The organism is Xanthomonas citri pv. citri, from assembly GCF_000961215.1.
Taxonomy (GTDB): domain Bacteria; phylum Pseudomonadota; class Gammaproteobacteria; order Xanthomonadales; family Xanthomonadaceae; genus Xanthomonas; species Xanthomonas cissicola.
The window spans coordinates 3,489,054-3,513,275 of record NZ_CP008998.1 but is presented as its reverse complement, the minus strand read 5'-3'; the positions used below and the strand labels follow the sequence as shown (position 1 = coordinate 3,513,275).

Below are 24,222 nucleotides of genomic sequence, written 5' to 3'. Positions count from 1 at the left end.
GCAGCGGCCGCGTCATTCGGCGACTTCTTCCACCTGCCTGGGATGTGGCCGCGTCTCGGCCAACTGCCAGAAGATCAGCGTCGACGACAAGGTGATGCCACCGACGCACAGGAAGGTCGCATGCAATGCGGCAGTGGCGCCGTGGCTGTCGCCCAGGTGCGTGTTGAAGGCGGCCAGCAGACTGCCCGCTGCCGCCGCGCCGAACCCGGTGGCCAACATCATCACCATCGATAGCAGGCTGTTGCCGGGGCTGGCCTGCTCACGATCCAGGTCGCGCAAGGTCACGGTGTTCATGACGGTGAACTGCAGCGAGTTCACCGCGCCGAAGCAGGCCAGCTGCACCAGCCGCAGCCATAGCGGCTGGCCGACATCGACCAGCGCGAAGCTCGCCATCGCCAGGCCCACCAGCACGGTATTGAGCATCAATACGCGGCGATAGCCGAAGCGACCGACCAGCTTCACCGCAGCACGTTTGGCCGCCATGCCGGCCAGCGCCACCGGCACCATCATCAGCCCGGCATTCATCGGGCTCATGCCCAGGCCCACCTGCAACAGCAACGGAATCAAGAACGGCATCGAGCCGCTGCCCACGCGTGCGAACAAGTTGCACAGAATGCCGATGCGGTAGCTGGCTACCTTGAACAAGGCCAGCGGAAACAACGCCGCCGGCGTGCTGACCGCATGCAGCCAGTAGCCGGCCAACGCGGCCAGCCCGCCGATTGCCAGCAGCATGACGAAGGCGTGGCGCAGGCCGAGTTCGGAGATGCCGTCCAACGCCAACGACAACGCCACCATGCCGAACGCCAGCATCAGATAGCCGATCAGATCGAAGCGCTGGCGCGCATCGCCGTAGTGGTCGGGCATGATCTTCAGCGCAGCAATGAAACCGATCACGCCAATCGGCAGGTTGATCAGGAACACCCAATGCCACGAGGCGACTTCCACCAGCCAGCCGCCCAGCGTGGGGCCGACGAGTGGGCCGATCAATGCGGGAATCGCGATGAAACTCATCGCGCGCAGGAAGTCGGCGCGCGCCACGGTCTTGAGCACTGCCAGCCGGCCCACCGGCAGCAGCATCGCCCCACCGATGCCCTGCACCACGCGCGCGGCCACCAGTTGTGGCAGCTGTTGCGCGGCCGCGCACAGCAGCGAGCCCAGCGTGAACACGATGATCGCCACCAGGAAGGTGCGCCGCGTGCCGAAGCGGTCGGCAATCCAGCCCGAGGCGGGGATGAACATCGCCACCGCCAACGCATAGCTGAAGACCACCGACTGCATCTGCAGAGGGCTTTCGTGCAGGCTGCGCGCCATCGACGGCAACGCCGTATTGACGATGGTCGCATCCAGCATCTGCATGAAGATCGCCAGCGATACCAGCCACAGCAGCGACTTGATGGTGGCGTAGGCGCGCAGGGTGGGCACGGGCTGGGACATGAGCATCGCCATCGGGAAGACAGCGCATTATCCCTGCGCGCGCGTGCAGAACGTCGCAACACTATATACGACGCCATTGCTTGAGCCCGTCGTAGCGTCACATCGCCGCAGCGGCAACGAGTGAGACGCGCCGCACCCAATCCAATTGCGGACAAGCCCGATGCTACGAATCGTCGGGAACGGGCTGTGGCGGCGTGCTAATGCCAGATCTGGCTTGCACCAAGCGGTTGCTTTGCTGGCGAATCGTTTTGCGCCTGCCACCGTCCAGTCACCGCAAGCGAGCGTTGTCTCACATCAGGGTGGATCGACCGAGGGCGGGCGAGGGGAGCGTTCGTAGAAAAAGCGGAATGCACGCTTGGAGCTTTGCCGACGGTCTGGTCAGGGATGGCGCGACTTGGGTCTGGCCGCCTTCCGAGCGCGCCAGTAGATCAGGTCGAAAGCATCATGGAAAAGCAAGTCTTTGATGTAGTGCAGCGCGCCTATTTCTCAGGCGATCCCTTGGAGAAAATGCTGGGAAAGATCGCTGCACAACTGTCGCAGAGCGCGATCACGAACGGCGCGGTATGTGAGTTTGTCGCGGTGGAGCATCACGGTCCACCGGGTCCGGTTCTGGCAGAAATCCAGCCCCCGCCCACGCAGTGTTTTCCCGTCCAGCACGGCCGGCAAGTGCTCGGCACACTGAATGTCACGCCGGCTCAAGAACGAATGACCCCGGAGGCGATGACGCTGTGCCAGCAGATCGCAAAGTATTGTGCGTACCTGATCAAGCGCGATGCCGCGCGGGCGTTCGCGCAAGACCGGTTTGGTCGCGCGCTGTCGATCGTGGGCGTGAGCGAAGAGGTCTTGACGATCGACGAATTTGTCGAGCACGGCGCATACAGTCGCTTGCCGGTCATCGTGCGCGGCGAGTTCGGAACCGAGAAGGAAACGGTGGCCGTTTTGCTGCATGCAGCTGCACACTGGCGGGAGGGGCCGTTCGTTGCGATCGACTGCGCCGCTCCCGGCGACGCACCGGCGGCATGGTTCAAGCGCGGGGCCGGGGGAACGCTGTTCCTGCAGAGCGTGGACGAGCTCGACGACGCGCTACAGCGCCAGTTGGCCGGGCAGCTTTGTGGCCTCGGCGGGCCATGGTCCGCCGTGGACGGCGAGGACTCGCCACGCGTGGTCGCCTCCACGACCGCTGATCTGTCGCGCCGCGTACGTGCCGGACGCTTCTCGCGGGCGCTGCTGTCGCAACTGGATGTCCTATCGATCGAACTTACCCCGTTGCGCAAGCGACGGACAGATATCGGCTTTCACGTCGAGCATGTGCTGGATCGGCATGGCTTGGATCACGGTCAGGTGGTCACCGAGGTGTTGATGGACGCCCTGACCCACTACTCATGGCCGGAAAACCTCCAGGAGCTGGAGCGGGTGGTGCTGCGCTTGGCGGTCATGACAGCCGGCAGGCCGATCGGCAGCGCCGACATCCAGCGCCACGCACCGCGTCTGTTGGAAGGCCGGGTGAAGGGAGCGCAGCACGATGCATGCGCGACGATGTCGCAACCGGCCGATCTTCCGGCTGAGCCCACGCCGCCGGGAACGCCTGTCGACTGGATCGACGGCCTTCCGCATCGCCCCGGGCAACGTCTCGCCACGCTGCACGACGCACTGCGGCGCGCATTGGTGCATCTGGGCGAGCACTATGCCGAGCCGCTGACCCTGGGCGATCTGGCCCGGCAGGCGCACGTTAGCCAGTCGCATCTGGGCTTTCTGTTCCGCGACGAACTCGGCACCCCGTTCAAACCGATGTTGCAGCAGCTACGGATCGAAAAGGCCAAGGAGCTTTTGCATCAGCAGCGCAAGCTGCGCATCACCGAAGTGGCGCTGAAGGTCGGTTTCGGCGACCTGAGCCATTTCGAAAAGAGCTTCCGACGGCTGGCTGGGGTGAGCCCGCGTGAGTTCCGTAGGGTCTATGGCCAGGATTGACCGTCAGATATGAGGCCCCAACTTCGTGCTGGGTTCATCGGCTGGGCCCAGCATGCGGTTGCTTACAAATGCGCCGCCTCTCAGAAAAAATTCTATTCAAGCACCGATTGGTTGGGGTGGCCGACTTGCGGCGTCCGAAAAGATCGCCCGCGCCGGGTCGTGCCCATCGGCTGTCTCTACCTCTACTACATGCGCGGCATCGATCGCGTGCGTCAGCAATCCGTCCAATCCCGCTTCACTCCTGCGCTGCCGACAACGAGCTGGCATCATTCGGCCACGGGTACGGCAGTGCAAGGATGGTCCCGGATTGCTAGCGATCAGGTCCAGCGTAGCGAAAAAGCGCAGTTGTGGCACGGTTGGGCTGCCTGTAACGCATTGGGGCGGTCGGGCGAGTGACGTCTTTCAGGGACGACTAATGAACCGCCCTGTGGTTACCGGGAACCACTGAGCCAGCAAGTCCCTTTCAATGGCCTCCGGCCTTCCTGTCAGATCGGCATAGTGCTTGATGTAAACACTGCGATGGTGCCAATTTACAAAGATCGGATCGGGGTGCAGCATCGGTAGCGATGTCAGGCCCGCAACAGCCGCACCGGAACCCACGGCTGCCCATCGGTCTCCGCTTTCCGTTTCCACACATCCCATGCCGTAGCCCAGTTGCCGCATTGCGATGTAGCTTCTATCGTCCTTGAGAATTTGTTCGTAGAGTTCCAATAAGCCGGTATCCTTCAGATTCAGGCATGAGCCGAGCTGCGTCCCATTATCCCGCAGGAATGTCTCCGCAAGATGCCGCACCATTTGTCCTGGTTCCGGAAAGATCTGGTTGCCGCCGCCCTTGCCATTCTTGGATGCGTTTCCGACAAGGGTCGCATGGGCACCAGGCATGAGGATTAGTTCCTTCTTTACTTTTACGTCCGGGATGATCGGAGTAAAGCCGCGCGCCCTCTCGTCGCGTGCGTATACGGCGCGGTATTCCAGCACGTTGGTATTCAGTGTTGTCCTGTTTAACTGGAAATTCAAAGGACCGGGTACCGGGTCTATCGCAAAAATGTTGACGCAGATGTGGCGGAGCTGCGGGTCGGCATACATTGCATTGGCCATCATGTGGCAGGTAACTGCGCCACGGCTCCAGCCAATGAGGTTGACGCGGTCAGGCAGTGGTGTTCGCAGGACTTTTGCTCGCGCCTTTTGTAAAGCTTGGGGAACGATTTTTCTGTGCCTATTGGCAGGGGTCCAGCCACCAAAAGTGTTCTGCGGCTCAAGTCCAGCTGCTTCGGCAGCTGCCTTTTCCCTTTGTAGGATGCGTATTTCCGCATCTGTCATTAAGGTCCTCATATGGCTGGGGTCCTTCTTGATCACCGCAATCGCGTGCTTGACGTTCTCCTCCCAGCCCGAGCCAAAAGTAGTGCCCCGAGCATCAGTGTAGTTCCCCGGGAGTGTCCATTTATCGTTTTCTTGTTGATTCCTGCTGCCCGGTCCATCCGCTATGAGCCAATCATCGAACTCCACCCCGAGATGGTTGCGTGCCAATGTGGAGATAAGCTGTCCTTCGCTGTAGTTTGCACTGTCGTAATCCAGGCTGTTCGATCCTGTCCCGCAAAAGAATACTGTGAATGTTGACATTCTTGATGTCTCCAGAATCTCGGGTGGTTGGGTCGTTGTATTAATCTATGTGTGGATTACGGGGCTCGTGCACTACGGTGGTATGAGGGTGAACTCTTGATGCATTCATGGAGTGAAATGTAGCTTTTTCTGCTAAACTTTCGCTGTAGTCGAGTTGCGTGATTATTCAATGCACTGCTGTTGACCGGGGTTGTGATTGCGGCGGGCGTGTCATGTGGTGGATTTATATAAATCCACCCATGATGTTTTGCATCAAATGGCCTTGAAGCGAGTCGCGTACTTTTGTCAGTTGGATGACATAGGAGGAATAGTCGTTCTCCGACTCGAGAAGGTAGTTGATGAGCAGCGTGAGAGAAGCTAGGACGCAATTGAAGCTATTGAATCCGTCACCATTCTTCAGTGCGAAGACATTGATTTCCGGAGCCACAGCACGGAACCATCGCGGGAAATTTCCGGCATCCTCCTCTGTTACAGGTATCTCGAAACTGACGCAGGTCGGGTCGTCAAGCATGGCGCTATCATCTTGCCAGTGGCCTCCACCGCCTTGGCCAAAGAACGCCCATGGATAACCCGACACATTCGGTACCAGTCCCCTGACGAACTGGACCCGCCCGCGAAGACGAGACAGAACGGCCGTATGACCTGTAAATTGCTGTAACAGGGGAGAGCGCGATAATCTTGAGGATCCGATTCCCATGTTTTGCTCGGTCCAAGCGATCAAGGTCGGGTCGGGGTCGACTTCATAGCGCATGTCTGGCCGGTGCCTCCAACGTCCTTGGTGTCGTGAGATGCCTGCGATGCCGACGGAATTGGTTTGTTCTGACATCAAATCAACTATTACTGTCATTTCACATCTCCTTTCGAGGCGGAAGGTGCAGGCCGGCATATGCCGTACCGAGATCGAGCGACCTGACGGCGGAGTTCTCTTGTCGCTGCGGTAATGCGTACTCGTGGGCTGGCTGCAGGCGCTAGATTTTATGCGGTTAGATCGGCATGATCCCGGTCTGCGGGGATACGCGTATGCACGCTCGATACAGACGTGGGCTCTTGGACAGGGGTGTCCGAGCGTTTGGTAATACCGCCGATTTCTCTATACTTTATTGGGGAAAGTCACAGCTATTATTCTTTCCGAGGGCGCTAGCCAATCGTTGCAGGGCCCTTTGGGCGAGGGTTGCTATGGAATATTGATGTGATTCCATGGAGGTAGGTCCGCACCAGGCGTTGATCCGGATTCGCCTTTGGCCTGGTTTCGACGAGTGCGTTGGCGGATTGATTGACGCAGGTGATGCGCTTATCCGGTCGTTTAATGCATTGAATCACTGCGGGGGAAAGTGGGGTGATGCGTGGTGTCGTCTATCGATGCAGGGAGTGTCGGGTTGGTTGCAAGGGATCTTCATGCATTGCTGGAGTTTATGGGTTTCTGCTTTTTCCCGATGCAGGAAATACGCGCAATCACGCCGAGCTCGGATCGGCTAAACTCGAATAACTGAGGTCAACTTCCAGCCCATCGCACGGCGTACCAGGAAGCGACAGCACCGCATCCTGTTCGTATTGCCAGAGCATGGCCTGGGAATAGCCGCAGCCGGCCGGATCGGAGGGCTGGACGTGCCGGATGTCGCCGGCGTAGAGGTGACGCCCTGCCGTGGAGACCCGCCAGGCCCAGACGCGCGGGGAGGGGCAGGGGCCGATCCGCGACAGCACTTCCACTGCGCGCGCGTGCGAGCAGTACAGGCCGGGCGAAAAACCATTGCCCAACAGCGCGGCGATCCACATACGGATGTAGTCGATGGCTGCCTGTGGTGGGCTGCCGCCATCTTCCCAGTCGAGATAGACCACCGCGCCATCGGGAAAGCCTTCGGCGCGTGCCAGCGCTGCGGCCTGTGCACCATCGAGGCTGCCCTGCCGGGCGGTGACGTCGTGCGAACCGGGGCCGATCGTCTGCTGACCAAGGTAGACGGGCGCCAGGCCCCAGCCTTGTGCGATCAACGCAGCCCGTTGGCCCATCCAGCCGGTGTCGGCATGGCTTGGCGCCGGTGCCAGGTAGTAGCCGCACCACGCCAGCTCGGCCTGGGTCTTGAGCCAGTCAAGGGCGGGCAATCCGGGGAATTGATCGGTGTCGAAGCCTGTGTAGAAGGTCATGTCGGAATTCCTTCGGATCGGGCGTTGGCTGGGCCGGGGCTAGATGGCCGCGGCAAGTGGGGCTGCGCTGCTGGATCAACGTGGCGGCGGGGAGCCGGCAGACCGGCGCCAATTAGACCGGACGGGTTCATCGCGAGACCGGCTTCATCGCAATGCCGAAACGCATCGCTCCGTCAGCTGGCTATTCCGTCGTCGGCGTTCGGAGTGGCCGGCGACGTCGCCGCCATTGCCTGCTCGGTCTGCTGCTGCGCGGCGGTCACCGCCGCAGCGGCGGCCTGTTCGGCCTGCTGCAGTGCCTGGTTTGCGTTATCGATCGCCTGGTCATTGCCAGCTGCGGCGGTCGCGGCGGTTGCGGCCTGCATGGCCGCCCGTACTGCCCTATCGCTGGCCGCCATCGCCTGATCGATCTGGGCTTGCGCCGCTTTCAGCGCTGCTTCGATCTGCGAGGATCCTGACGATTGCGCAGTGGCGGCTGGTGTCTGGTCCGGGGGCGTGGGCTGAGTATCGTCGGACATGCTGGTATCTCCTGAAGTGGACGCGGAATGGAGCGGGGTGACGGCATCGGCACGCGATGGTCGCATCGGCGCGGTGCGTGGTGCGGTTTCGGTTGGGCGCTGCGCTGCAAGCGCGCGCAGCCTCTCACCCAGTGCGTTTTCGGCCTGCGCCATGCCCTGGCGTGCGGCCGCTAGGGCAGCGGCGCGACCTGCATGCACCGCTTCGCGCGCCGCGTCGGCGGCGCTGGTCGCAAGCGGGACCTGGTCGCCGGCCGCAGCAGGCGGGGGCGGTGCGCTCACTGCGTGGCCTCCGCATCCGTGTCTTGCGAGGTGGTGGGTGATGCAGGTGCGGCACCGAAGTCGCGGAGCGAGATGATGCCGCCGTTGACCTGCAGCAGTGCAGCCAGGGCGTCGTTCTGCATGGTGAACACGCAGCTGCTGCCATCCTGGCCCAGCACGCCGCGGCTGGGCCGGTTGGCCGCCAGGAAGGCCTGCGCCGACTGCAGGTAGAGGCGGATCGCATCGCCCGCCGCCTGGTCGCCGCCGTCGCCTCGGTAGCGGGTGTGCTGGACGATCTGCTGGGCCGCCAGCGATAGCCGCGCGAAGCCGATCTGGCGACCGCGTGCCAGCCATTCGGCAACGCTGCGTTCGACCTCGTTGGGCGAAGGCAGCCCCTGCACCTGTGGGCAATCCAGGGTGGTGAACAGCTGCGGCAACAGCGTCTGCAGTGCCGATGCTGCCGCATGCGCGCGTTCGTCCACAGCTGCGATCGTGGAAGTGCAGGCCAGATAGAAGCGGTAGTAATCGCAGAATTCCAGCGGCGTGCGCGCCTGCTCGATGGCGAATGCCGCCGCTTCCTGCTGCAGTGCCGGCGTCGCGTTGTCCGGCGGCGCGTCGGCGGCCAGCTGGCGGAGTGCCAGGCTTTCTTCCATGTCCAACGACTGGAACACGCCGGCGCCATCGATCTTCAGCTGTGTCAGCAGGCTGCGGCCTGCGGCCAGGTCGCTTGCGGTGTATAGGGCGTTGTCGCGAAAGATGCGCTGCAGCTGCGCCTTGACCACCGAGCCGGTGTCTCTGGCTTCGGCCTGCGCCAGCGTGCCCAGGTCGGGCGGACTCAAGGTCATCAGCTTGACCGGGCTGACCCTCAGCTCCAGCTGCGGCAACAAGGCCAGGCGCGAGCCGTGCAGGCCTTGCTGCACTTCGTCGAGCAAGCTGCTCTCGTCGGGAAAATCGTAGCGCACACCGGGCGATTGGATCGCCCATGCCAGCCACTGGGTGCCTCCATCGATGAAGGCCAGGCACTGCCTTCCCAGCATCGAGAGCATCGTCGGCATCGAGATCAGGCGGCCTGCGATTGAAACGGACATTGCGTGACTCCTTGTGGATTCAACCGGCGGGAAAGTTTTTCAGTACCAGGCCGGCCGCCGAACCGATCCTGGCGAAGTCGTCGGTGGCGCCCTGCATCAGTGCTTGCGCCTGGTTAAGTGCAGTGACGTACTTGTCATCGCCGGTGGCCAGGTACTGCGCCATCGCCACGCCGACCGCGGTGGTCGCGATCGTGGAGACATTGCGTAGCGCGTCGGTGGCGTCCTGCACCGCAATGGCGGTGGACTGCGCCACCGATTGGTAGGCTTTGCCGGCTCCGCTGGTCAGCACGACCTGCGGGCTCATGGTCGCCAGCTGCACCTGGTTGATGACATCGATGACCTGCGCATTGACCTTTGTCGGTTCCATCTTGGTTCCCATGGAATGATCGGCCGCCTTTCAATGAGGCCTGGTGGTAGGGGGGGGCGGACCTCACCTCTGCGGACGCCCTATGACTGAGCAGGCGGCGCAGGTGCAGGTGCAGAGCTAGATGCAGATGCAGGTGCAGCAGGAGCAGCAGGTGCAGATGCAGCAGCGACAGGGGGTGTGCCTGTAGCTGCAGCTGCGGGTGAAGTTGCGGCTGCAGCAGCAGGAGCAGGAGCATCAGAAGTGGCAGCATGATCGAGGCCGGCACCGGAAGCGGGGGCAGTGGCGGGCAGGGGCGGCGGTACGCTCAGCGCATGCACTTCCATGAGGTCGGCGGTTGCGGTCGCGGCATCTGCCGAGGCGCCTTGTGCTTGCGTCTTCAGCACGTCGACGGCCACCTTGGCTTCGGCTGCGGCGGCGGCGATGAGCGCTGCAGGCGGGGGCGGTACGGCGGGAGGACCTGGCAATGGCGCGACCGTCGGTGGTGGTCCGGGTGGTGCAGGCGGTGGTGGCGGCGGAACCGGGAACGGTGCCGAGATCATCTTGGCGCAGGCGGCGGTGATCGCTGCTGCATTGATCATGCCGGCGCCTTGCTGCCGATTGACGGCGTTGTGCATTGCCATGCCCAGCGTCTCCAGCATCACGGCATCGAGCATGCCGAGCGCCTGTGCGGGTGCCTGACCGGTGGTCAGCGTCACGATGCTGCTCACCGCATCGACGATCTGGCTGTTCACGCTACTGTCGTCGATCATGACGAAGTCGCTCCCTTCTGGATGATTAAGGCAAGGATTTGAGTGAGAGCTGCATCGGCGAGCACCTGTCCGCGCTGCTGGTTGGCGACCGCGTTTTCCATTGCGAGCGCGATGGAATCCGACAGCGCCAGATAGGTCGCCCCCATCGCGAAGGCCGGCGCCTGGCCGATCGCCATCGCTGCACCTGTAGCGGCGGTACCGATCAGGCTGGCGACGCTTGCGACCTGCGCGCTTGGCTCCATGACGTGGCACTGGCATCAGTGTCCTAGGCCAACGACGGCCTGCGCTGTTCAACGCCAGCCGACGCCGAGAACAGCACGGTGTTCTGTGGTTCGTGTCTGCACGCGTACTGCAAGGCCACGCCATCGGGCACGCGTTCCAGGAATGCAAAATTGCCCTGCGGCACGTCGATCATGTTGCCCAGCTTCTGGCGATAGACCAACGGCTGCGCTCCGGGAATCACAGGCAGGATGCCGTCGAACTCGACGTTGATCACTGCTTTTTGATGCGGCGCGAATGTCGCCACGATGGTGCGGCCCCGGATCAGTCTGACGACGACATCCAGGGTGTTGGACGTAGGGATATGACGTAGTTGCAGCATGAGGCGTCCTTTCTCGATTCGGCCAGCGAACTGCGTGGTGGTTGCAAAGGCTTCGCGTATCGAACCAGGCGCCGCTCGTGCGGCAGCAGCGACGCCTGGTGGCCGATTAAGTCAACCCGGCGCTGAGGATTTCCCGGGTGGCGACACCATCGGACGCGGTATCGATCGAATACAGCGTGGACACGCCCTGAGTCGTCGACGCCTGCATCGTCACGTAGGACTGCTGCTGATTGTTGGTGGCGTTGTGGGCGGCGTTGGACAGCGCCTGGCTGGTGGCAACGAACAGGTTGCCCATTGCAATCGCCGGCGCATCGCCGAGGACCTTGGTGTTGACCTGGGAAACGGAATCGGTGATCTGGCTGTTGACGGCGGTCGGAAAGGCCATGGTGATAGCTCCTTGAGGTAGTGAAAGAACGAAGACGCTGCGGCTTTAGCGGTTAGCCGAACATCTTCTTGGTGGCGGCACCCGTGGCGCCGGTATCGAGCGAATACAGCAGCGAAACGCCCATGGTGGTTGCTGCTTGTGCGGTGACATACATCTGTTGTTGCGCGAGTGTTGCGTTGTGTGCCGCGTTCGCCAGCGCCTGCGCGGTGGCCTGGTACAGATTGCCCATGGCTGCGGCAGGGGAGCTTCCCAGTACCTGCAGGTTGGCCTGGGTGACCGAGTCGGTGATCTGGTCGTTGACGGCGGTGGGAAATGCCATTGGCGAATGTCCTTGGCGTTAGCCGGGCCGTCAGACGCCCAGGATCTGCTTGGTGACCACGCCGGTACTGGCGGTGTCGATCGAGTACAGGGTGGCCACGCCCATGGTGGTGGCCGATTGCGCAGTGACGTAGCTCTGCTGCTGCGCGTTGGTCGCGTTGTGGGCGGCATTGGCCAGCGCCTGCGCGGTGGCCTGATACAGGTTGCCCATGGCGATGGCGGGAGCGTCGCCCAGCACCTTGGTATTGACCTGGGTAACGGAATCGGTGATCTGGTTATTGACGGCGGTCGGAAATGCCATTTTCTTCTCCTAAAGATGTGAGTTAGCGCGACACGAGTCCGGGCACGCCGGTGCTTAGAATCTGCTTGGTGGCTACGCCGGTGGTGGCGGTGTCGATGGAGTAGAGCGTGGCCACGCCCATGGTGGTGGCCGACTGTGCGGTAACGTAGCTCTGCTGCTGTGCGTTGGTCGCGTTGTGGGCGGCATTGGCCAGCGCCTGCGCGGTGGCCTGGTACAGATTGCCCATGGCGATGGCCGGGGCGTCGCCCAGTACCTTGGTGTTGGCTTGGGTGACGGAGTCGGTGATCTGGTCGTTGACGGCGGTTGGAAATGCCATGCTTTTCTCCCTGTTTCTCGAATGAGTGAAGCGCTTGAATAAACGTGACGATGTCGAGGTTCGGCAGGCGGCCTGCCTGTCCGGAGATGTGTTGCAGTGGCACCGCATCACCGTGGAGAAACAGTAAATCTCCTTGGTCCGGGAAAATTGGTTTAAACGACGGCAATGCCGGGCTTATCGACGTAAAACCCGATCCGCTTTAGAGCGGTATGCGATGTAAAGACGCGTTTCGGAACGGCGTGCGGGGAATGTCGTGGTGAATCGCAAAGGCAGTTACAGAAGGACCATGCAGAACAGGCGAGCACAGGCTGCTCCTGACGCAAAGGCAGCAAAGCTCGCGTCCGCTTGGCGACTCTCTGCGGCAAGTTAATGGGCAGCCGGTACGCTGTCGGTGCCTTGCGAAACCGGAGCCCACGCGCGTCGATGATTGATCGCGTTGCGGTTGAGCTCGGTGCGCATCACGTCGCAGTGACGTCGGCAGGGCGCTCACTGCCGCACATCACTGGAGTGGCGAGATCACGTTCAACGGAACGAGGCGGGAGGGCCGTGTTTGGAGTGGATGCAGGCTTGATGCGGGTGACGGCATGGAGGCTGGCCTTGCTATCGCTGAAGACTGCCTTCGTCACTGTGCCGCGTGCCTGGGGCGGCCTGGCAGCATCCCATACGTATCGGCGGTGCTGCCGATCTATTGCTGATGCAGCCACCGCCCGTCATCACGCTCAGCGTGCACTCCCCGGTCGCGCGCTGAGCGGCGGTCGACAGCACACCGGTGCGCTGTCGACCCGTGCCTTGGATTACCGCTTGCTCAGCGTCTGCACCGCTTCCACCAGCACGCCCACATGTTCGGGATTCATGTCTGGCGACATGCCGTGGCCGAGGTTGAAGACATGGCCTTCGCGCGAGCCGCCATTGCCCTGGGCGTAGCTGTCCAGGGTCTTGCCGACTTCGGCGCGGATCGCTTCGGGCGAGCCGTACAGGGTGGCCGGGTCCAGGTTGCCCTGCAGCGCGACGCGGCCACCGGCGCGCTGGGCCGCGTCGGCCAGCGAGATGGTCCAGTCCACGCCCACGGCTTCGGCACCGCTGGCGGCCAGATCGGCCACATAGGCGCCGTTGCCCTTGCCGAACAACACCAGCGGGGTACGCTCGGCGCCGTCGCCGCGTTCCAGCTCGCGCGCGATGCGAGTGAGGTAGGGCAGCGAGAATTCGCGGTACATCGCCGGCGAGAGCACGCCGCCCCAGGTGTCGAACACCTGCAGCGCCTGCGCACCGGCGGCGCGTTGTGCGGCCAGGTAGGCGATCACCGCGTCGGTGACGGTGTTGAGCAGGTGATGCAGCAGCTCCGGCGCGTTGAAGGCCATCGCCTTGATGCGTGCGTATTCCTTGCTGCCGCCGCCTTCGATCATGTAACAGGCTAGCGTCCACGGGCTGCCGGAGAAGCCGATCAAGGGCACCGAACCATCCAGTTCGCGGCGGATCACCCGCACCGCATCCATCACGTAGCGCAGCTCGGTTTCCATGTCCGGCACGCCCAGACGGTGGATTGCGGCGGCATCGCGCACCGGGTGGCGGAACTTGGGACCTTCGCCTTCGACAAAATACAGCTCCAGGCCCATCGCATCGGGAATGGTGAGGATGTCGGAGAACAGGATTGCCGCATCCAGCGGGAAGCGCTGCAGCGGCTGCAGGGTCACTTCGCAGGCGATGTCCGGATTCTTGGCCATGCCCAAAAAACTGCCGGCGCGCGCCCGCGTGGCGCGGTACTCCGGCAAATAGCGGCCGGCCTGGCGCATCAACCACACAGGGGTGCGGTCCACGGGCTGACGGTTGAGCGCGCGCAGCAGGCGATCGTTCTTGAGCATGGGGAAGTGTGTCCTCAGCGCGGCGCGTCGTCGGCGCCGCCGGTGATGAGTTGGAAACCGCGTTTGAGTTGGCTGTCGCGCGCCTTGTCGAAGGCGCGGTCCGCTTCATCCTGTTGCAGGTACTGATCGCGTCGCAGTTGCGTGCGTCCGCCGATCTCGCCGGTTTCGCGCAGCAATTCCCAGCCACCGAACAGATCCGGTTGCAGGGTCAGCTGGACGTAGCGGAGCGGCGCGTTACCGCCGGGATCGTGTCGTAGAAGGATGCGCATGCGGCCGATTGTAGCCGGGCGCTGCTGAAGGTTGAGAGCAGTGGCGCGTCCGGGTGTTCTGGTTGCGAAGGGAGCGTCGTTGGGCGTCCACGCTTGCCGGTGCGCTCCCGAGCGAGGTTCCGACCGCCGGTGCAGACGGTGGCAGGCAGTGGCAGGAGCGCACCTGGGCGCGATAGGGATTTATCGGGAAGGCCCCATCGCGCCCGGGGGGCGCTCCTACAAATAGCGAGCGTCGTGGCGATCGACGGCAGCTGGGTGCGAGCGTCCAGCGTGCCGTGCCTTATCGGTCGGCTGGCCTTATCCGGCCAGGATCTCCAGCACCGCTGCCTCTTCCACATCCGGCACCACCTCGGCCTTGCCGATGCCGCGCCACAACACCAGGCGCAGGCGGCCGGCGATGTTCTTCTTGTCCAGGCGCATGCGCGCGAGCAGGGCCTGAGGGGTCAGGCCGGGCGGGATCTCGGTGGGCAGGTCGAAGTCGTGCAGCAAGGCGCGTAGCGTCTCGGTGTCCTGCACGTCGCTCATACCCAGCGCGGCCGACAGGCGCGCCGCCAGCACCATGCCCACCGCGACGGCCTCGCCATGGTTGAGGTTGTCGTTGCCGGGTGCGCCGTAGCCTTGCTCGGTTTCGATGGCGTGGCCGAAGGTGTGGCCCAGGTTGAGCAGGGCGCGCTCGCCTTTTTCCAGCGGGTCGCGCGCCACGATCTCGGCCTTGTGCTCGCAGCTGCGGGCGATGGCCTGCGCCAGCGCCGCTGCATCGCCATCGAGCAGGGCGCGGCGTTCGGCATGCAGCCACTGGAAGAACAGCGGGTCGCGGATGGCGCCGTACTTGATCACCTCGGCCAGGCCGGCGCGCAGTTCGCGTGCGGGCAGGGTGCGCAAGGTGTCGGTGTCGGCGATCACCGCGCGCGGCGGATGGAAGGCGCCGACCAGGTTCTTGCCCTGCGGGATGTCCACCGCGGTCTTGCCGCCGACCGACGAATCCACCATTGCCAGCAGGCTGGTGGGCAGTTGCACGCAATCCACGCCGCGCATCCAGCACGCCGCCGCAAAGCCGGCCAGGTCGCCGACCACGCCGCCGCCCAGCGCGAACACGCAGGCGTCGCGGGTGGCACCGAGTTCGGCCAGTGCGGTGATCGCAGAACCAAAGGTCTCCAAGGTTTTGGAGGCTTCGCCGGCGGCAATCACCAATTCGCCGACCTGCAGATCCGGCCGCGCGCGCGACAAGGCGGCGCGTACGCCGGCCGCGTAATGCGGAGCCACCTGCGAGTCGCTGAGCAGCAGCGCGTGGCGGCCGCGCACATGGCTGGCCAGGCGCGCACCGTCGGCCAGCAGGCCCGGGGCGATGGTGATGGTGTAAGGCTGCGCACCGTCGACATCGACGCTGCGCGAAGAACGGGAAAGTGTCATGCGGGGTTACTCGACATGCGCCATTGCGCGGCCAGGCGCAGCACCAGCTGCGCTGTGGCTTCGGCGGGGGAAAGATGATCGGTTTCCAGGCTGAGATCTGCGACCTGGTGGTACAGCGGCGTGCGGTGCGCGGCCATCGCATGCAGCACCTGCTCGCGGTCGGCGCGTTGCAGCAGCGGGCGATTGCGGTCGCGCGCCAGGCGTGTCAATTGCGCCGGCACACTGACATGCAGGTACACCACGAACCCACGCGCGCAGATGCGCTCGCGGTTGCGCGGATCCAGCACTGCGCCGCCACCGGTGGAAATCAGTTTGTTGTCCTGTTCCAGCAGCGCCTGCAGGGTTTCCGCCTCGTGCTGCCGAAACCTGGCTTCGCCATGCTGCTCGAAGATGGCCGGGATGCTGCTGCCCACCTGTTCGACGATGGCCTGGTCCACATCGACGAATTCCAGCCCGAAGCGCTCGGCCAGGCGACGGCCGATGCAGCTTTTTCCGGCGCCCATCGGGCCGACCATCACGAGATTGGGTGCGGGGTTCATGCGCAGGGATCGTAGCATTCACGCCATCGGGCCGGGCCGATGGCACGGCGCAATGGCTGTCCTCAACCACGCCAACCGCGTGCCGATCCGGCGATTCGATCGCGCTGCATAGGCGAAGCGCGGGCGATGCGCCCACAATAGGCGTCCATCTGGCTGCCACGCACCGTCATGACCGATCTGTACGCAGAAGCCCTTGCCACCTTCGCCGCGCTGTATGCCGAGGCGCAGAACAGCGCCGAACTGGAAGCCAGCGCGATGACCGTGGCCACCGCCAACGTGGATGGCCGGCCGAGCGCGCGCACCGTGTTGCTCAAGGCCTTCGACGCGCGCGGGTTCGTGTTCTACACCCATCTGGACAGCGCAAAGGGCCGCGACCTGCAGACCCACCCGCAGGCGGCGCTGCTGTTCCTGTGGCGCAGCCTACGCGAAGCCGGCATCCAGGTGCGCATCGAAGGCGGCGTGCAGCTGGTGAGCGCGGACGAATCCGATGCGTACTTCGCCTCGCGCCCGCGCATGAGCCAGATCGGCGCGTGGGCCTCGCGGCAGTCGCAGGCGCTGGGCTCGCGCGAAGAGTTCGATGCGGCCATTGCCAAGGTCGAAGCCACGTTCGCAGGGCGCGAGGTGCCGCGCCCGGATGGCTGGGGCGGGTTCCGGGTGGTGCCGCAGGCGTTCGAGTTCTGGTACGGCGCCAAGTTCCGTCTGCACGAGCGCTGGCGCTACGAGGCCGACGCGGCCAGCCATTGGAGCAAGCGGATGCTGTATCCGTGAGGCAGCCGCCCGGCATGGGGCGACACGCCAGCTGAACGGGCGGTTTGCTCGCCTGCCGCGCGCCTGACCAGCTGACTTTCGGCCCTTTCTGCCGGTCACGGGCAGTCTGTAGTATGTCCGGTCGCTGCAGGACATTCGCTGCACCACCACCACGGCATGACCAAAGGACAGGACATCGTATGACGCAGTACACCACCGTCGAATTGCACGGCCTGCTGGCCGAGCGCTACCGTGGCCAGCCAATCCATGTCGAACTGATCGACGGCATGGAGCCGGCCATCAATCTCACCCTGGCCGACCACGGCGACATGCAGATCCAGGTTGCCGCTTCCGGCTCTCAGGTTTTCGTGTCCACGCTGCTGGCCCATGCCGAGCACGTCAACGACCGCGCCGCCTTCAACGACGCCTGCCTGCGCCTGAATCCGCTCAACCCCTTGTCCAACCTGGGACTGGTCCAGGTCGACGGCAAGGACCGTTATGTCGTGTTTGGCGAACTGTCGGCCTCCTCGACGCTCGACCAGATCGACGAAGAAATCCAGACCCTGGCGGCCAATACGTTGGATGCCGCCGAATCTCTCAAGCCGTTCTTTTCCTAAAGGCGTGTTGTCATGAGTATCTTTTCCAAGCTGATCACGCTGCTGCGTGGTACCGCGCACGAAACCGGCCAGAAGGCCGTCGACGCCAATGCGCTGCGCATCCTGGACCAGGAAATGCGCGATGCCGGCGCCCAGCTCACGCGCTCGCGCGAAGAGCTCACCAAGTTGATGGCGCAGAGCAAGCTGGCCCAGCAGAAGATCGACGCGCGCGCCGGCAAGATGGCCGAATACACGCGCTATATCGAAGGTGCGCTGGCCAAGAACGATGAAGCGCTGGCGCACGATGTGGCGGTCAAGCTGGCCGCGCTGGAAAGCGAAGACGCCGGCGACAAGGCTTCCAAGACCGCGCTGGACCAGTCGGTGGTGACGCTCAAGGCCACCATCCAGAAGACCGAGAACCAGCTGCGCGGCATGCGTCAGCAGATCGATACGGTCAAGGCCACCGATGCGGTGCAGAAGGCGCAGGCCGCCATTGCCGCGCGCCATTCCGGTGCCAGCAGCAAGATGGGCTCGGCGCTGGAATCGCTGGAGCGTATCAAGGCGCGTCAAGCCGAAACCTCGGCGCGCATCGAATCGGCCGAAGAACTCGAAGCGTCCACAGGCGATGGCGATCTCAATCGGCGCCTGGCGGCGGCTGGCCTGATGGAAGGCGAATCCAACGCCGCTGCGGTGCTGGCGCGCTTCAAGAAGCCGGCTGCGCAGCTCGGCCATGAGAACACCGGCGGCACCGCGCCACTGATTGGCCAGGTGCGCGACGTGCAGCAGGTTCCGCGCAGCGACAGCTGATCCATCGCACGGCACAGGATGCGCCATGATCATCGTTGGACGGCTGTTGCGGGTCCTTCGGCGCCACGTGCGCCGCGTCAGCTGGGGCACGGTGGCGCTCGCACTGCTGGCGCACATGGGGCTGAGCTGGTTGCTGCTGCTGTGGGCCGGCGAGCAGAAGCTCGTCGGCCTGGACGCGTTTCCGTACTACTACATGACCACTGCCACCACCATCGGCTACGGCGACCTGTCGCCGGGCTCGGCGGCCGGGCACTATATCGCCGCGTTCGTGTTGATGCCGGGCGCGGTGGCGTTGTTCGCCACGGTGCTGGCCAAGACCAGCGGGGTGCTCATCACTTTCTGGAGGCGCCACCACATGGGCAAGATGGCCTATGCCGATCTGCGCGGGCACACCATTCTGATCGGCTGGCAGGGCGCTGCCTCCACGCGCCTGCTGGAATTGCTGCTGTCCGATACCGCCACCGATGACGAAGGCGTGGTGCTGATTGCCGAGGGCGTGGCGGAAAATCCGATGCCCGACCACATGCGCTTCATCGTCGCCGAGTCGTACACGCATACCGAGGTGTACCTGCGGGCCGGCATTGCCGGCGCGGCGCGGGTGATCGTCAACCCGCCCTCCGACGACCAGACCCTGGCGGCGGTGTTCGCGTTGATGGCGCATGCGCCGGCCGCGCATATCGTGGCGCACTTCGATTCGGCCAGCGCGGCGCGATTGGTCAACTGCCATTACCCAGCCATCGAGTGCACGCGTCCGATGACCGCCGAGATCCTGGCACGTGCGGCGCAGGATCCGGGCAGTGCGGCGATCACCGCCGAGCTGCTGTCGGTAGACGATGGCCCCACCCAGTTCAGTCTTGCAGTGCCTGCGAGTGTGCAACCACTGGATTACAGCCGGCTTGCGGCCGATTTCGGCCAGCGTGGCGCATTGCTGCTGGGCCTGCGCGCGCCCGACGGCGCGTTGCGCTTGAACCCGCCAGCACGTACCGCCGTCGCCGCCGGTGCCATGCTGTATTACCTGGCCGAGCAGCGCGTGCCGGCGCACGCCATCGCCTGGCAGGCCCTGCGCAGCGAGGCCGCTTCCCTTCCCCCATCGCCACAAGGTGTCTGACGATGAGTTTTTTCAGCAAGTTGTTCGGTCAACCGCAACCGCCGCCGCTGCCCACGTCCGGGAGTGGCGCGATCGGTCACACGCTGCCGCTGGGGCTGCGTGTCGGTGGCCAGGTGGAGATCGACACCACCCTGTACCGCATGGCGCCCGAGGCCATGACCGCCGAGTTGCCGGGCGGGCATCAGGGCATTCCCTGCTACGGTCATGTCAATCTGGGCGATGGCTATGCGCTGCATCGGTTCTATCTGGACGACGATGCGTTCCTGCAGGTCACCACCGTGGGGGGGGATCTGGAAGCGATGAAGGCCTTCGTGTATTGCGAGACGGTGAACCCGCCCAGCAAGCAGGCGTTTCAGGAGTTCGTCATGCAGCACCCGCATCTGGGTGCTGCGCAGATCGAGTACGCCGACAAACACTGGCAGCGCGCAACGCAATCCACCGATGACGCGTCACGGATTCCGCCGATCGCCTACGACGAAGTGTTGTACCGCTACCAGCCGCCGCGCCGCGATGGCGATCTGACCCATTACGCCATGCTCTACAGCCGCGATGTGCCGGAGTTGCAGCGCGAAGAATTCCTGCTGGTGACCGGCGAAGATTCCGGCCCCAACGAATTCTGCGTCACCTATGCGGTCGGTATCGATGTCACCGTCGCCGATCTGGATATCACCTGAGCGCACGCGCGCGTCTTCCACCCACCTTGGTCCTGTCATGAACCCGATCAATCTGCAGAGTTTTCTCGCGTTTCTTTCCTATTTCGGTACCGGCCTGGGGGTGTTGATCGTCTCGGTGGTGCTGGTGACCCTGGTCACCCCGCACAAGGATTTCACCTTGCTGCGGCAGGGCAATGTGGCGGCGGCGACTGCGCTGGCCGGCAACCTGATCGGCGTGGCGCTGCCGCTGCATTCGGCCATCACCCATTCGGTGAGCCTGATCGACGCCCTGATCTGGGGCTTGGTGGCCTGCGGCATCCAGGTGGTGGCCTACCTGCTGGCCAATCTGGTGGCCGGGCGCATCTCGCGGCAGATCACCGACAACATCACCGCCGCCGGTATCTTTTCGGCCGGCGTGTCGATCGCGGTGGGGCTGATCAACGCCGCCGCGATCACGCCGTAACGGAGCGCAGGCATGAAGCGATCACGCAATCTCAAACTCACCTTGATGGCCGCGCTGCCGGCCGCCTTCGTCACCGGCTGCGGCTCGGAGCCGGAGACCGGTGTGGTGCTGCAGTCGGCCTCGGACTGTTACCAGATCAAGCAGGAACAGTCCGATATCCAGCAATGCCTCAAGGCCTACGACGAGGCGGTGGCCAAGCATCAGCAGGCCGCGCCGCGCTTCACCACGCGCTACGAGTGCGATGCGCAATTCGGCAGCTGCACGGCGATCACCAATCCGCAAGGGCAGCAGAGCTGGATCCCGCCGATGGGCGGGTTCCTGCTGGGCTACGCCCTGGGCAATATGAGCGGCGGCGGTTATCGCTATGGCGGCTCGATTCCGCTGTACCGCGATTACCGTAGCGGCGGTTACTACAAGCCCAATGGCGATCTGGCCAGCAACCGCATTGGCACGGTCCGTGGGCGCAGCGGCGCCATCGACATGCCCACGCGCGCCATCACCGTGTCGCGTTCGGGCTTCGGTTCCAGCGCGGCCGCGCGCAGTTCGTTCGGCAGCGGCGGCCGCAGCTCGGGCTTCGGCGGCTGACATGCAACGCATCCTGATCCCCGAACGCGCGGATTGGCGCACGCAGGCCGAATCGCTGGGCTTCCACTTCCACACCATCGACGGCGAGCCGTATTGGGACGAAAGCGCCTACTACGCGTTTTCGTTGCGTCAGATCGAAGACGACATCGAAGCGCCCACGCAAGAGTTGCACGACATGGCGATGCAACTGGTGGACGAGGTGGTGGGCTCGGAAGCGCTGATGACCCGGTTGGCCATCCCGCCGTTCTACTGGGAGTGGATCGCCAACTCCTGGAAAGCGCGCGACCCGCATCTGTATGGCCGCATGGATCTGGCGTATTCGGGCGATGGCCCGGCCAAGTTGTACGAACTCAATTACGACACCCCGACATCGCTCTACGAATCGGCCTACTTCCAGTGGTTGTGGCTGGAACAACAGATCGCCAGCGGCGCGCTGCCCAAGGGGACCGATCAGTACAACCTGATCCAGGACCTGCTGTGCGAAACCCTGGGCGCGCTGGCCGTGGATGGCGCGATCGGCGCGCAGATGCATTTTGCGGCGGTGCGCGATTCGCTGGAGGACCGCGCCACCGTGCGCTACTTGCGCGACTGTGCGCATCAGGTGGGCATCAGCACCGAGGAAGTGGCCATCGAAGACATCGGCCTGAGTGCCGAAGGCTGGTTCACCGACGAACAGGATCGGGTGATCCATACGCTGTTCAAGCTGTATCCGCTGGAATTCATGATGGAAGAACGCTTCGGGCCGGCATTGATCGCCGACCGGGTGCGCCTGATCGAACCGGCATGGAAATCGGTGTTGAGCAACAAAGGCATCCTGCCGCTGCTATGGGACCGCCATCAGGGCCACCCGAATCTGCTGCCCGCCCGCTTCGCGCAGGCCGGCGAGGCGCCGAGCGCAGGCTGGGTGCGCAAGCCGTTGCTCTCGCGCGAGGGGGCCAACATCGCGCTGGTCACGGCGCAAGGCGAGACCGCGCACACCGATGGTCCGTACGTGGATGGCCCCGCAATTCTGCAGGCGCATCACCCGCTGCCGGTGTTCGACGGGCGCCATGCGCTGGTAGGAAGCTGGGTTGTCGCGGACCGTCCTGCCGGACTGGGCATGCGCGACGACGATGGCCCGATCACCCGCGACACCTCGCGCTTCGTGCCGCACGTCATCACGGATTGACACCCGGTCGAAGGTACATCGCCACCGCGAGGTGGCGGTGTCATGCGTGTGATCCGAGCTTCTTTTGCGTCACACCTAGAAGCGGGTTTGGGACTGGCCAGCGCGTTGTCGGCAGCGGCAACGCCACTGCGCTGGCCCCGCTTGTCGCGCCTGACACATGCGCCAGCGGGGCACAAGGCCTCGGGCGCATGCAAGGCGACGCATCTTTTCCACACCCCCTGTGGATGGACGTTGCACAAGGCTGTGGACAAGTGTGCGCAGGCCCTGGCCTGCAACGCTGTCAAGATGGGTGGCGAAAAAATGACCAGCCGGTTGCGAGAGGCTTTCGTCCTTCGCGATCACTGCGATCCCGGCAGGATCGGCAAAGTGGTCGGCGCTGGCGTCGTTGCGATGGTCAGGCCGGCATCGAGCGATGCCCGACATGCGGTGAACCTGGAGATCACGTCGGTCGTTCCGACTCGCTAGGCCATGCATGTCATTCGCGTGCTGCCATCGACCAGCCATGTTGCCTCGGCAATCGCGGTGCGGTGTCACGTCGATGCCCGCGTTCACGCGGACGAAGTCACACCCGCCGCGCCACAAAAAGGCTCGCCACCGCCAGCAACCACGCCAACACGAACACGCTCAGGTAGGCGGCGCGCGTGGCCGATGTCAGCAGCGCAGCGAACAATGCGCCCGCTAACGCCAAGGTGGCCGCCACCGCGATGGCTTCGCTCAGTTGCAAGGCAGAGCTGTTGGCGCCTTGCTGCGCCGGTGGCGACAGCGACAGCAGTACCACCGACAGGCTGGGATACAGCAGGCCCATGCCCAGGCCGGTCAGCGCCCAGCCGGCAATTGCCAACGTCACAGGAATCGCCGGCCACACCGCACCTGAGCTGATCGCAATGCCCAGTGTCATCGACAGCGCGCCGCTCTTGAGCAGGCGAGGGCGCGACCAACCGGCGCGGCTGTGGCCCTGGTACCACGAGCCACCGAACCAGCCCAACGCACCCACGCTCAGTGCCACGCCGGCCAGCAGCGGCGAAAGTCCGCGTTCGCGCGACAGCAGTAGCGGCAAAAAGGCTTCAAAGCCGAAGAAGGCGGCCGCAGCGATGCCACGCAGCGCGATCACGCTGGGCAACCCGCGCGCAAGCCGCAACGTGCCAGCCGGTAGCAGGCGCCAGGCGCAATACGCGGCGAGCAACAAGGCCGGCAGCATGGCGCCCGGTGCCAGCATGCCGTGCAGTTGCCCGCCCAGATACACGCCAAGCACGCCCACCGCCGCTCCGATAGCCCAGCCCATCGAAGCGGTTGGCGCGTCGGAACTGTCGCGTGTCCAGGTCTGCCCGCGCAGCGCTGGCCACAGCAGTAATCCAGCCGGAATCGCCAACAGTGGCACCGACAAAAATACCCAGCGCCAGCCCAGGTGCTGCACGATCAATCCGCTGATGCCCGGCCCGATCAACGATGGCACCACCCAGCCGCCCGAAAACGCGGCGAACACGCGCGGGCGCAAGACCTCGGGGTACAGCCGCCCGACGATGACGTACAAGGCCACCGAATAGGCGCCGGCCCCCAGGCCCTGCAGCAGGCGCCCGACGATCAACATCGGCATGCTCGGTGCCAGGCCGGCGACCAGCAGGCCGACCACAAAGCACAACAGGCCGGCAGCCAACGCACCGCCAGGACCGCGACGGTCGCTCCAGCGCCCGGCCGCCGTCATCCCAATCACGCTGGTGGCCAGCGCGCCGCCGAACGCCAACGCATACAGCGGCAGCCCGTTCAACTCGCGCGCCACCGTCGGCATGGCGGCGGCAACCGCCAGCGACTCGAACGCATTGAGCGACACCAGCGCCACCATGCCCAGCGTCGCCGCGCGGTAAGGCGCGGCCAGGATGGAGGTGGGCTGCGCTTCGATGGACAGCGCTGCGGCAGTGATCGGTCTCTCGGTGGGCATCGAACATCCAGGAACCAAACGTG

At 64.2% G+C, this 24,222-nt stretch carries 29 protein-coding genes; 10 read left to right on the top strand and 19 right to left on the bottom strand.

Going from position 1 to position 24,222, the window contains the following annotated elements; all coding sequences use genetic code 11:
- Nucleotides 1-12: 12 nt before the first annotated feature.
- Nucleotides 13-1,434, bottom strand: a complete 1,422-nt coding sequence (gene mdtD, locus AMD14_RS15780) for a multidrug transporter subunit MdtD (RefSeq protein WP_015463461.1) — start codon at nucleotides 1,432-1,434, stop codon at nucleotides 13-15.
- A gap of 444 nt (nucleotides 1,435-1,878) precedes the next feature.
- Here mdtD and AMD14_RS15775 point away from each other — a divergent pair, with 444 nt between their 5' ends.
- The gene (locus AMD14_RS15775; RefSeq protein WP_015463460.1) at nucleotides 1,879-3,402 is read left to right on the top strand and encodes an AraC family transcriptional regulator; all 1,524 of its coding nucleotides are present in this window, start codon (nucleotides 1,879-1,881) and stop codon (nucleotides 3,400-3,402) included.
- Between the two features lie 402 nt (nucleotides 3,403-3,804).
- Here AMD14_RS15775 and AMD14_RS15770 read toward each other — a convergent pair whose 3' ends face one another.
- The 17 genes from AMD14_RS15770 to AMD14_RS15690 form a co-directional block, all read right to left on the bottom strand.
- The gene (locus AMD14_RS15770; RefSeq protein WP_011051986.1) at nucleotides 3,805-5,022 is read right to left on the bottom strand and encodes a hypothetical protein; all 1,218 of its coding nucleotides are present in this window, start codon (nucleotides 5,020-5,022) and stop codon (nucleotides 3,805-3,807) included.
- A gap of 223 nt (nucleotides 5,023-5,245) precedes the next feature.
- Entirely contained in the window at nucleotides 5,246-5,869 is a 624-nt protein-coding gene (locus AMD14_RS25360) for a hypothetical protein (RefSeq protein ID WP_223293132.1), read from the bottom strand.
- 605 nt (nucleotides 5,870-6,474) lie between these two features.
- Nucleotides 6,475-7,161, bottom strand: coding sequence for a glycoside hydrolase domain-containing protein (locus AMD14_RS15760; RefSeq protein ID WP_011051984.1), 687 nt, complete (start codon nucleotides 7,159-7,161; stop codon nucleotides 6,475-6,477).
- Between the two features lie 173 nt (nucleotides 7,162-7,334).
- Nucleotides 7,335-7,955, bottom strand: coding sequence for a hypothetical protein (locus AMD14_RS15755; RefSeq protein WP_011051983.1), 621 nt, complete (start codon nucleotides 7,953-7,955; stop codon nucleotides 7,335-7,337).
- Nucleotides 7,952-9,022, bottom strand: coding sequence for a hypothetical protein (locus AMD14_RS15750; protein WP_011051982.1), 1,071 nt, complete (start codon nucleotides 9,020-9,022; stop codon nucleotides 7,952-7,954). Before AMD14_RS15750 ends, AMD14_RS15755 begins: the two co-directional genes overlap by 4 nt.
- Before the next feature lie 19 nt (nucleotides 9,023-9,041).
- The gene (locus tag AMD14_RS15745; RefSeq protein WP_011051981.1) at nucleotides 9,042-9,389 is read right to left on the bottom strand and encodes a hypothetical protein; all 348 of its coding nucleotides are present in this window, start codon (nucleotides 9,387-9,389) and stop codon (nucleotides 9,042-9,044) included.
- An 80-nt stretch (nucleotides 9,390-9,469) separates the two neighbouring features.
- Entirely contained in the window at nucleotides 9,470-10,138 is a 669-nt protein-coding gene (locus tag AMD14_RS15740) for a RebB family R body protein (RefSeq protein WP_015463457.1), read from the bottom strand.
- A complete protein-coding gene (locus AMD14_RS15735) occupies nucleotides 10,135-10,314 on the bottom strand; it encodes a RebB family R body protein (protein WP_043931546.1) in 180 nt (59 codons plus the stop codon). Before AMD14_RS15735 ends, AMD14_RS15740 begins: the two co-directional genes overlap by 4 nt.
- An 89-nt stretch (nucleotides 10,315-10,403) precedes the next feature.
- The gene (locus tag AMD14_RS15730; RefSeq protein WP_011051979.1) at nucleotides 10,404-10,739 is read right to left on the bottom strand and encodes a hypothetical protein; all 336 of its coding nucleotides are present in this window, start codon (nucleotides 10,737-10,739) and stop codon (nucleotides 10,404-10,406) included.
- A 106-nt stretch (nucleotides 10,740-10,845) separates the two neighbouring features.
- A complete protein-coding gene (locus AMD14_RS15725; protein WP_011051978.1) occupies nucleotides 10,846-11,124 on the bottom strand; it encodes a RebB family R body protein in 279 nt (92 codons plus the stop codon).
- A 52-nt stretch (nucleotides 11,125-11,176) separates the two neighbouring features.
- Nucleotides 11,177-11,443, bottom strand: coding sequence for a RebB family R body protein (locus tag AMD14_RS15720; RefSeq protein ID WP_011051977.1), 267 nt, complete (start codon nucleotides 11,441-11,443; stop codon nucleotides 11,177-11,179).
- 30 nt (nucleotides 11,444-11,473) lie between these two features.
- Nucleotides 11,474-11,743 (bottom strand): RebB family R body protein, encoded by a 270-nt coding sequence (locus AMD14_RS15715; RefSeq protein WP_011051976.1) that lies wholly within the window; start codon nucleotides 11,741-11,743, stop codon nucleotides 11,474-11,476.
- Nucleotides 11,744-11,765: 22 nt separating this feature from the next.
- Entirely contained in the window at nucleotides 11,766-12,059 is a 294-nt protein-coding gene (locus AMD14_RS15710; protein WP_011051975.1) for a RebB family R body protein, read from the bottom strand.
- A 794-nt stretch (nucleotides 12,060-12,853) separates the two neighbouring features.
- Complete coding sequence (hemE, locus tag AMD14_RS15705) at nucleotides 12,854-13,918, bottom strand: uroporphyrinogen decarboxylase (RefSeq protein ID WP_011051974.1); 1,065 nt, start codon at nucleotides 13,916-13,918, stop codon at nucleotides 12,854-12,856.
- Between the two features lie 14 nt (nucleotides 13,919-13,932).
- Complete coding sequence (locus AMD14_RS15700; protein ID WP_005917539.1) at nucleotides 13,933-14,187, bottom strand: WGR domain-containing protein; 255 nt, start codon at nucleotides 14,185-14,187, stop codon at nucleotides 13,933-13,935.
- 297 nt (nucleotides 14,188-14,484) lie between these two features.
- The gene (aroB, locus tag AMD14_RS15695; protein ID WP_011051973.1) at nucleotides 14,485-15,597 is read right to left on the bottom strand and encodes a 3-dehydroquinate synthase; all 1,113 of its coding nucleotides are present in this window, start codon (nucleotides 15,595-15,597) and stop codon (nucleotides 14,485-14,487) included.
- Entirely contained in the window at nucleotides 15,594-16,136 is a 543-nt protein-coding gene (locus AMD14_RS15690; protein ID WP_005917545.1) for a shikimate kinase, read from the bottom strand. The genes aroB and AMD14_RS15690 overlap by 4 nt, the downstream gene beginning before the upstream one ends.
- A 168-nt stretch (nucleotides 16,137-16,304) precedes the next feature.
- Between AMD14_RS15690 and pdxH the strand changes: the two genes are divergently transcribed.
- The 9 genes from pdxH (at nucleotide 16,305) to AMD14_RS25355 (ending at nucleotide 22,728) form a co-directional block, all read left to right on the top strand.
- A complete protein-coding gene (gene pdxH / locus AMD14_RS15685) occupies nucleotides 16,305-16,904 on the top strand; it encodes a pyridoxamine 5'-phosphate oxidase (protein ID WP_011051972.1) in 600 nt (199 codons plus the stop codon).
- A 179-nt stretch (nucleotides 16,905-17,083) separates the two neighbouring features.
- Nucleotides 17,084-17,500, top strand: coding sequence for a YjfI family protein (locus AMD14_RS15680; RefSeq protein WP_003489526.1), 417 nt, complete (start codon nucleotides 17,084-17,086; stop codon nucleotides 17,498-17,500).
- Between the two features lie 12 nt (nucleotides 17,501-17,512).
- Nucleotides 17,513-18,286 (top strand): PspA/IM30 family protein, encoded by a 774-nt coding sequence (locus tag AMD14_RS15675; protein WP_003489528.1) that lies wholly within the window; start codon nucleotides 17,513-17,515, stop codon nucleotides 18,284-18,286.
- 25 nt (nucleotides 18,287-18,311) lie between these two features.
- The gene (locus tag AMD14_RS15670; protein WP_015463455.1) at nucleotides 18,312-19,394 is read left to right on the top strand and encodes a potassium channel family protein; all 1,083 of its coding nucleotides are present in this window, start codon (nucleotides 18,312-18,314) and stop codon (nucleotides 19,392-19,394) included.
- Entirely contained in the window at nucleotides 19,391-20,068 is a 678-nt protein-coding gene (locus tag AMD14_RS15665) for a YjfK family protein (RefSeq protein WP_171843860.1), read from the top strand. Before AMD14_RS15670 ends, AMD14_RS15665 begins: the two co-directional genes overlap by 4 nt.
- Nucleotides 20,069-20,105: 37 nt before the next feature.
- Nucleotides 20,106-20,510 (top strand): DUF350 domain-containing protein, encoded by a 405-nt coding sequence (locus AMD14_RS15660; protein ID WP_003489536.1) that lies wholly within the window; start codon nucleotides 20,106-20,108, stop codon nucleotides 20,508-20,510.
- Nucleotides 20,511-20,522: 12 nt separating this feature from the next.
- The gene (locus AMD14_RS15655) at nucleotides 20,523-21,095 is read left to right on the top strand and encodes a DUF1190 domain-containing protein (RefSeq protein ID WP_003489539.1); all 573 of its coding nucleotides are present in this window, start codon (nucleotides 20,523-20,525) and stop codon (nucleotides 21,093-21,095) included.
- Between the two features lies 1 nt (nucleotide 21,096).
- Entirely contained in the window at nucleotides 21,097-22,263 is a 1,167-nt protein-coding gene (locus AMD14_RS15650; protein ID WP_011051968.1) for a glutathionylspermidine synthase family protein, read from the top strand.
- Nucleotides 22,264-22,305: 42 nt separating this feature from the next.
- A complete protein-coding gene (locus tag AMD14_RS25355; protein WP_223293131.1) occupies nucleotides 22,306-22,728 on the top strand; it encodes a hypothetical protein in 423 nt (140 codons plus the stop codon).
- Between the two features lie 97 nt (nucleotides 22,729-22,825).
- Here AMD14_RS25355 and AMD14_RS15640 read toward each other — a convergent pair whose 3' ends face one another.
- Entirely contained in the window at nucleotides 22,826-24,199 is a 1,374-nt protein-coding gene (locus AMD14_RS15640; protein WP_015463453.1) for an MFS transporter, read from the bottom strand.
- Nucleotides 24,200-24,222: the final 23 nt, after the last annotated feature.

Excerpts from the sequence above, each read along its gene's own strand:
- AMD14_RS15725 (WP_011051978.1), bottom strand. The coding sequence starts at position 11,124 with ATGGCCTTTCCGACCGCCGTCAACAGCCAGATCACCGATTCCGTTTCC.
- pdxH (WP_011051972.1), top strand. The coding sequence starts at position 16,305 with ATGACCGATCTGTACGCAGAAGCCCTTGCCACCTTCGCCGCGCTGTAT.
- AMD14_RS15650 (WP_011051968.1), top strand. The coding sequence starts at position 21,097 with ATGCAACGCATCCTGATCCCCGAACGCGCGGATTGGCGCACGCAGGCC.
- AMD14_RS15715 (WP_011051976.1), bottom strand. The coding sequence starts at position 11,743 with ATGGCATTTCCGACCGCCGTCAATAACCAGATCACCGATTCCGTTACC.
- AMD14_RS15735 (WP_043931546.1), bottom strand. The coding sequence starts at position 10,314 with ATGGCGATCGGCCAGGCGCCGGCCTTCGCGATGGGGGCGACCTATCTG.
- AMD14_RS15640 (WP_015463453.1), bottom strand. The coding sequence starts at position 24,199 with ATGCCCACCGAGAGACCGATCACTGCCGCAGCGCTGTCCATCGAAGCG.
- AMD14_RS15740 (WP_015463457.1), bottom strand. The coding sequence starts at position 10,138 with ATGATCGACGACAGTAGCGTGAACAGCCAGATCGTCGATGCGGTGAGC.
- AMD14_RS15710 (WP_011051975.1), bottom strand. The coding sequence starts at position 12,059 with ATGGCATTTCCAACCGCCGTCAACGACCAGATCACCGACTCCGTCACC.
- AMD14_RS15675 (WP_003489528.1), top strand. The coding sequence starts at position 17,513 with ATGAGTATCTTTTCCAAGCTGATCACGCTGCTGCGTGGTACCGCGCAC.
- AMD14_RS15770 (WP_011051986.1), bottom strand. The coding sequence starts at position 5,022 with ATGTCAACATTCACAGTATTCTTTTGCGGGACAGGATCGAACAGCCTG.
- aroB (WP_011051973.1), bottom strand. The coding sequence starts at position 15,597 with ATGACACTTTCCCGTTCTTCGCGCAGCGTCGATGTCGACGGTGCGCAG.
- AMD14_RS15690 (WP_005917545.1), bottom strand. The coding sequence starts at position 16,136 with ATGAACCCCGCACCCAATCTCGTGATGGTCGGCCCGATGGGCGCCGGA.
- AMD14_RS15655 (WP_003489539.1), top strand. The coding sequence starts at position 20,523 with ATGAAGCGATCACGCAATCTCAAACTCACCTTGATGGCCGCGCTGCCG.
- AMD14_RS25355 (WP_223293131.1), top strand. The coding sequence starts at position 22,306 with ATGCGTGTGATCCGAGCTTCTTTTGCGTCACACCTAGAAGCGGGTTTG.
- AMD14_RS25360 (WP_223293132.1), bottom strand. The coding sequence starts at position 5,869 with ATGACAGTAATAGTTGATTTGATGTCAGAACAAACCAATTCCGTCGGC.
- AMD14_RS15775 (WP_015463460.1), top strand. The coding sequence starts at position 1,879 with ATGGAAAAGCAAGTCTTTGATGTAGTGCAGCGCGCCTATTTCTCAGGC.
- AMD14_RS15760 (WP_011051984.1), bottom strand. The coding sequence starts at position 7,161 with ATGACCTTCTACACAGGCTTCGACACCGATCAATTCCCCGGATTGCCC.
- AMD14_RS15670 (WP_015463455.1), top strand. The coding sequence starts at position 18,312 with ATGATCATCGTTGGACGGCTGTTGCGGGTCCTTCGGCGCCACGTGCGC.
- AMD14_RS15680 (WP_003489526.1), top strand. The coding sequence starts at position 17,084 with ATGACGCAGTACACCACCGTCGAATTGCACGGCCTGCTGGCCGAGCGC.
- hemE (WP_011051974.1), bottom strand. The coding sequence starts at position 13,918 with ATGCTCAAGAACGATCGCCTGCTGCGCGCGCTCAACCGTCAGCCCGTG.
- AMD14_RS15700 (WP_005917539.1), bottom strand. The coding sequence starts at position 14,187 with ATGCGCATCCTTCTACGACACGATCCCGGCGGTAACGCGCCGCTCCGC.
- AMD14_RS15720 (WP_011051977.1), bottom strand. The coding sequence starts at position 11,443 with ATGGCATTTCCCACCGCCGTCAACGACCAGATCACCGACTCGGTCACC.
- AMD14_RS15745 (WP_011051981.1), bottom strand. The coding sequence starts at position 9,389 with ATGGAACCGACAAAGGTCAATGCGCAGGTCATCGATGTCATCAACCAG.
- AMD14_RS15750 (WP_011051982.1), bottom strand. The coding sequence starts at position 9,022 with ATGTCCGTTTCAATCGCAGGCCGCCTGATCTCGATGCCGACGATGCTC.
- mdtD (WP_015463461.1), bottom strand. The coding sequence starts at position 1,434 with ATGTCCCAGCCCGTGCCCACCCTGCGCGCCTACGCCACCATCAAGTCG.
- AMD14_RS15730 (WP_011051979.1), bottom strand. The coding sequence starts at position 10,739 with ATGCTGCAACTACGTCATATCCCTACGTCCAACACCCTGGATGTCGTC.
- AMD14_RS15660 (WP_003489536.1), top strand. The coding sequence starts at position 20,106 with ATGAACCCGATCAATCTGCAGAGTTTTCTCGCGTTTCTTTCCTATTTC.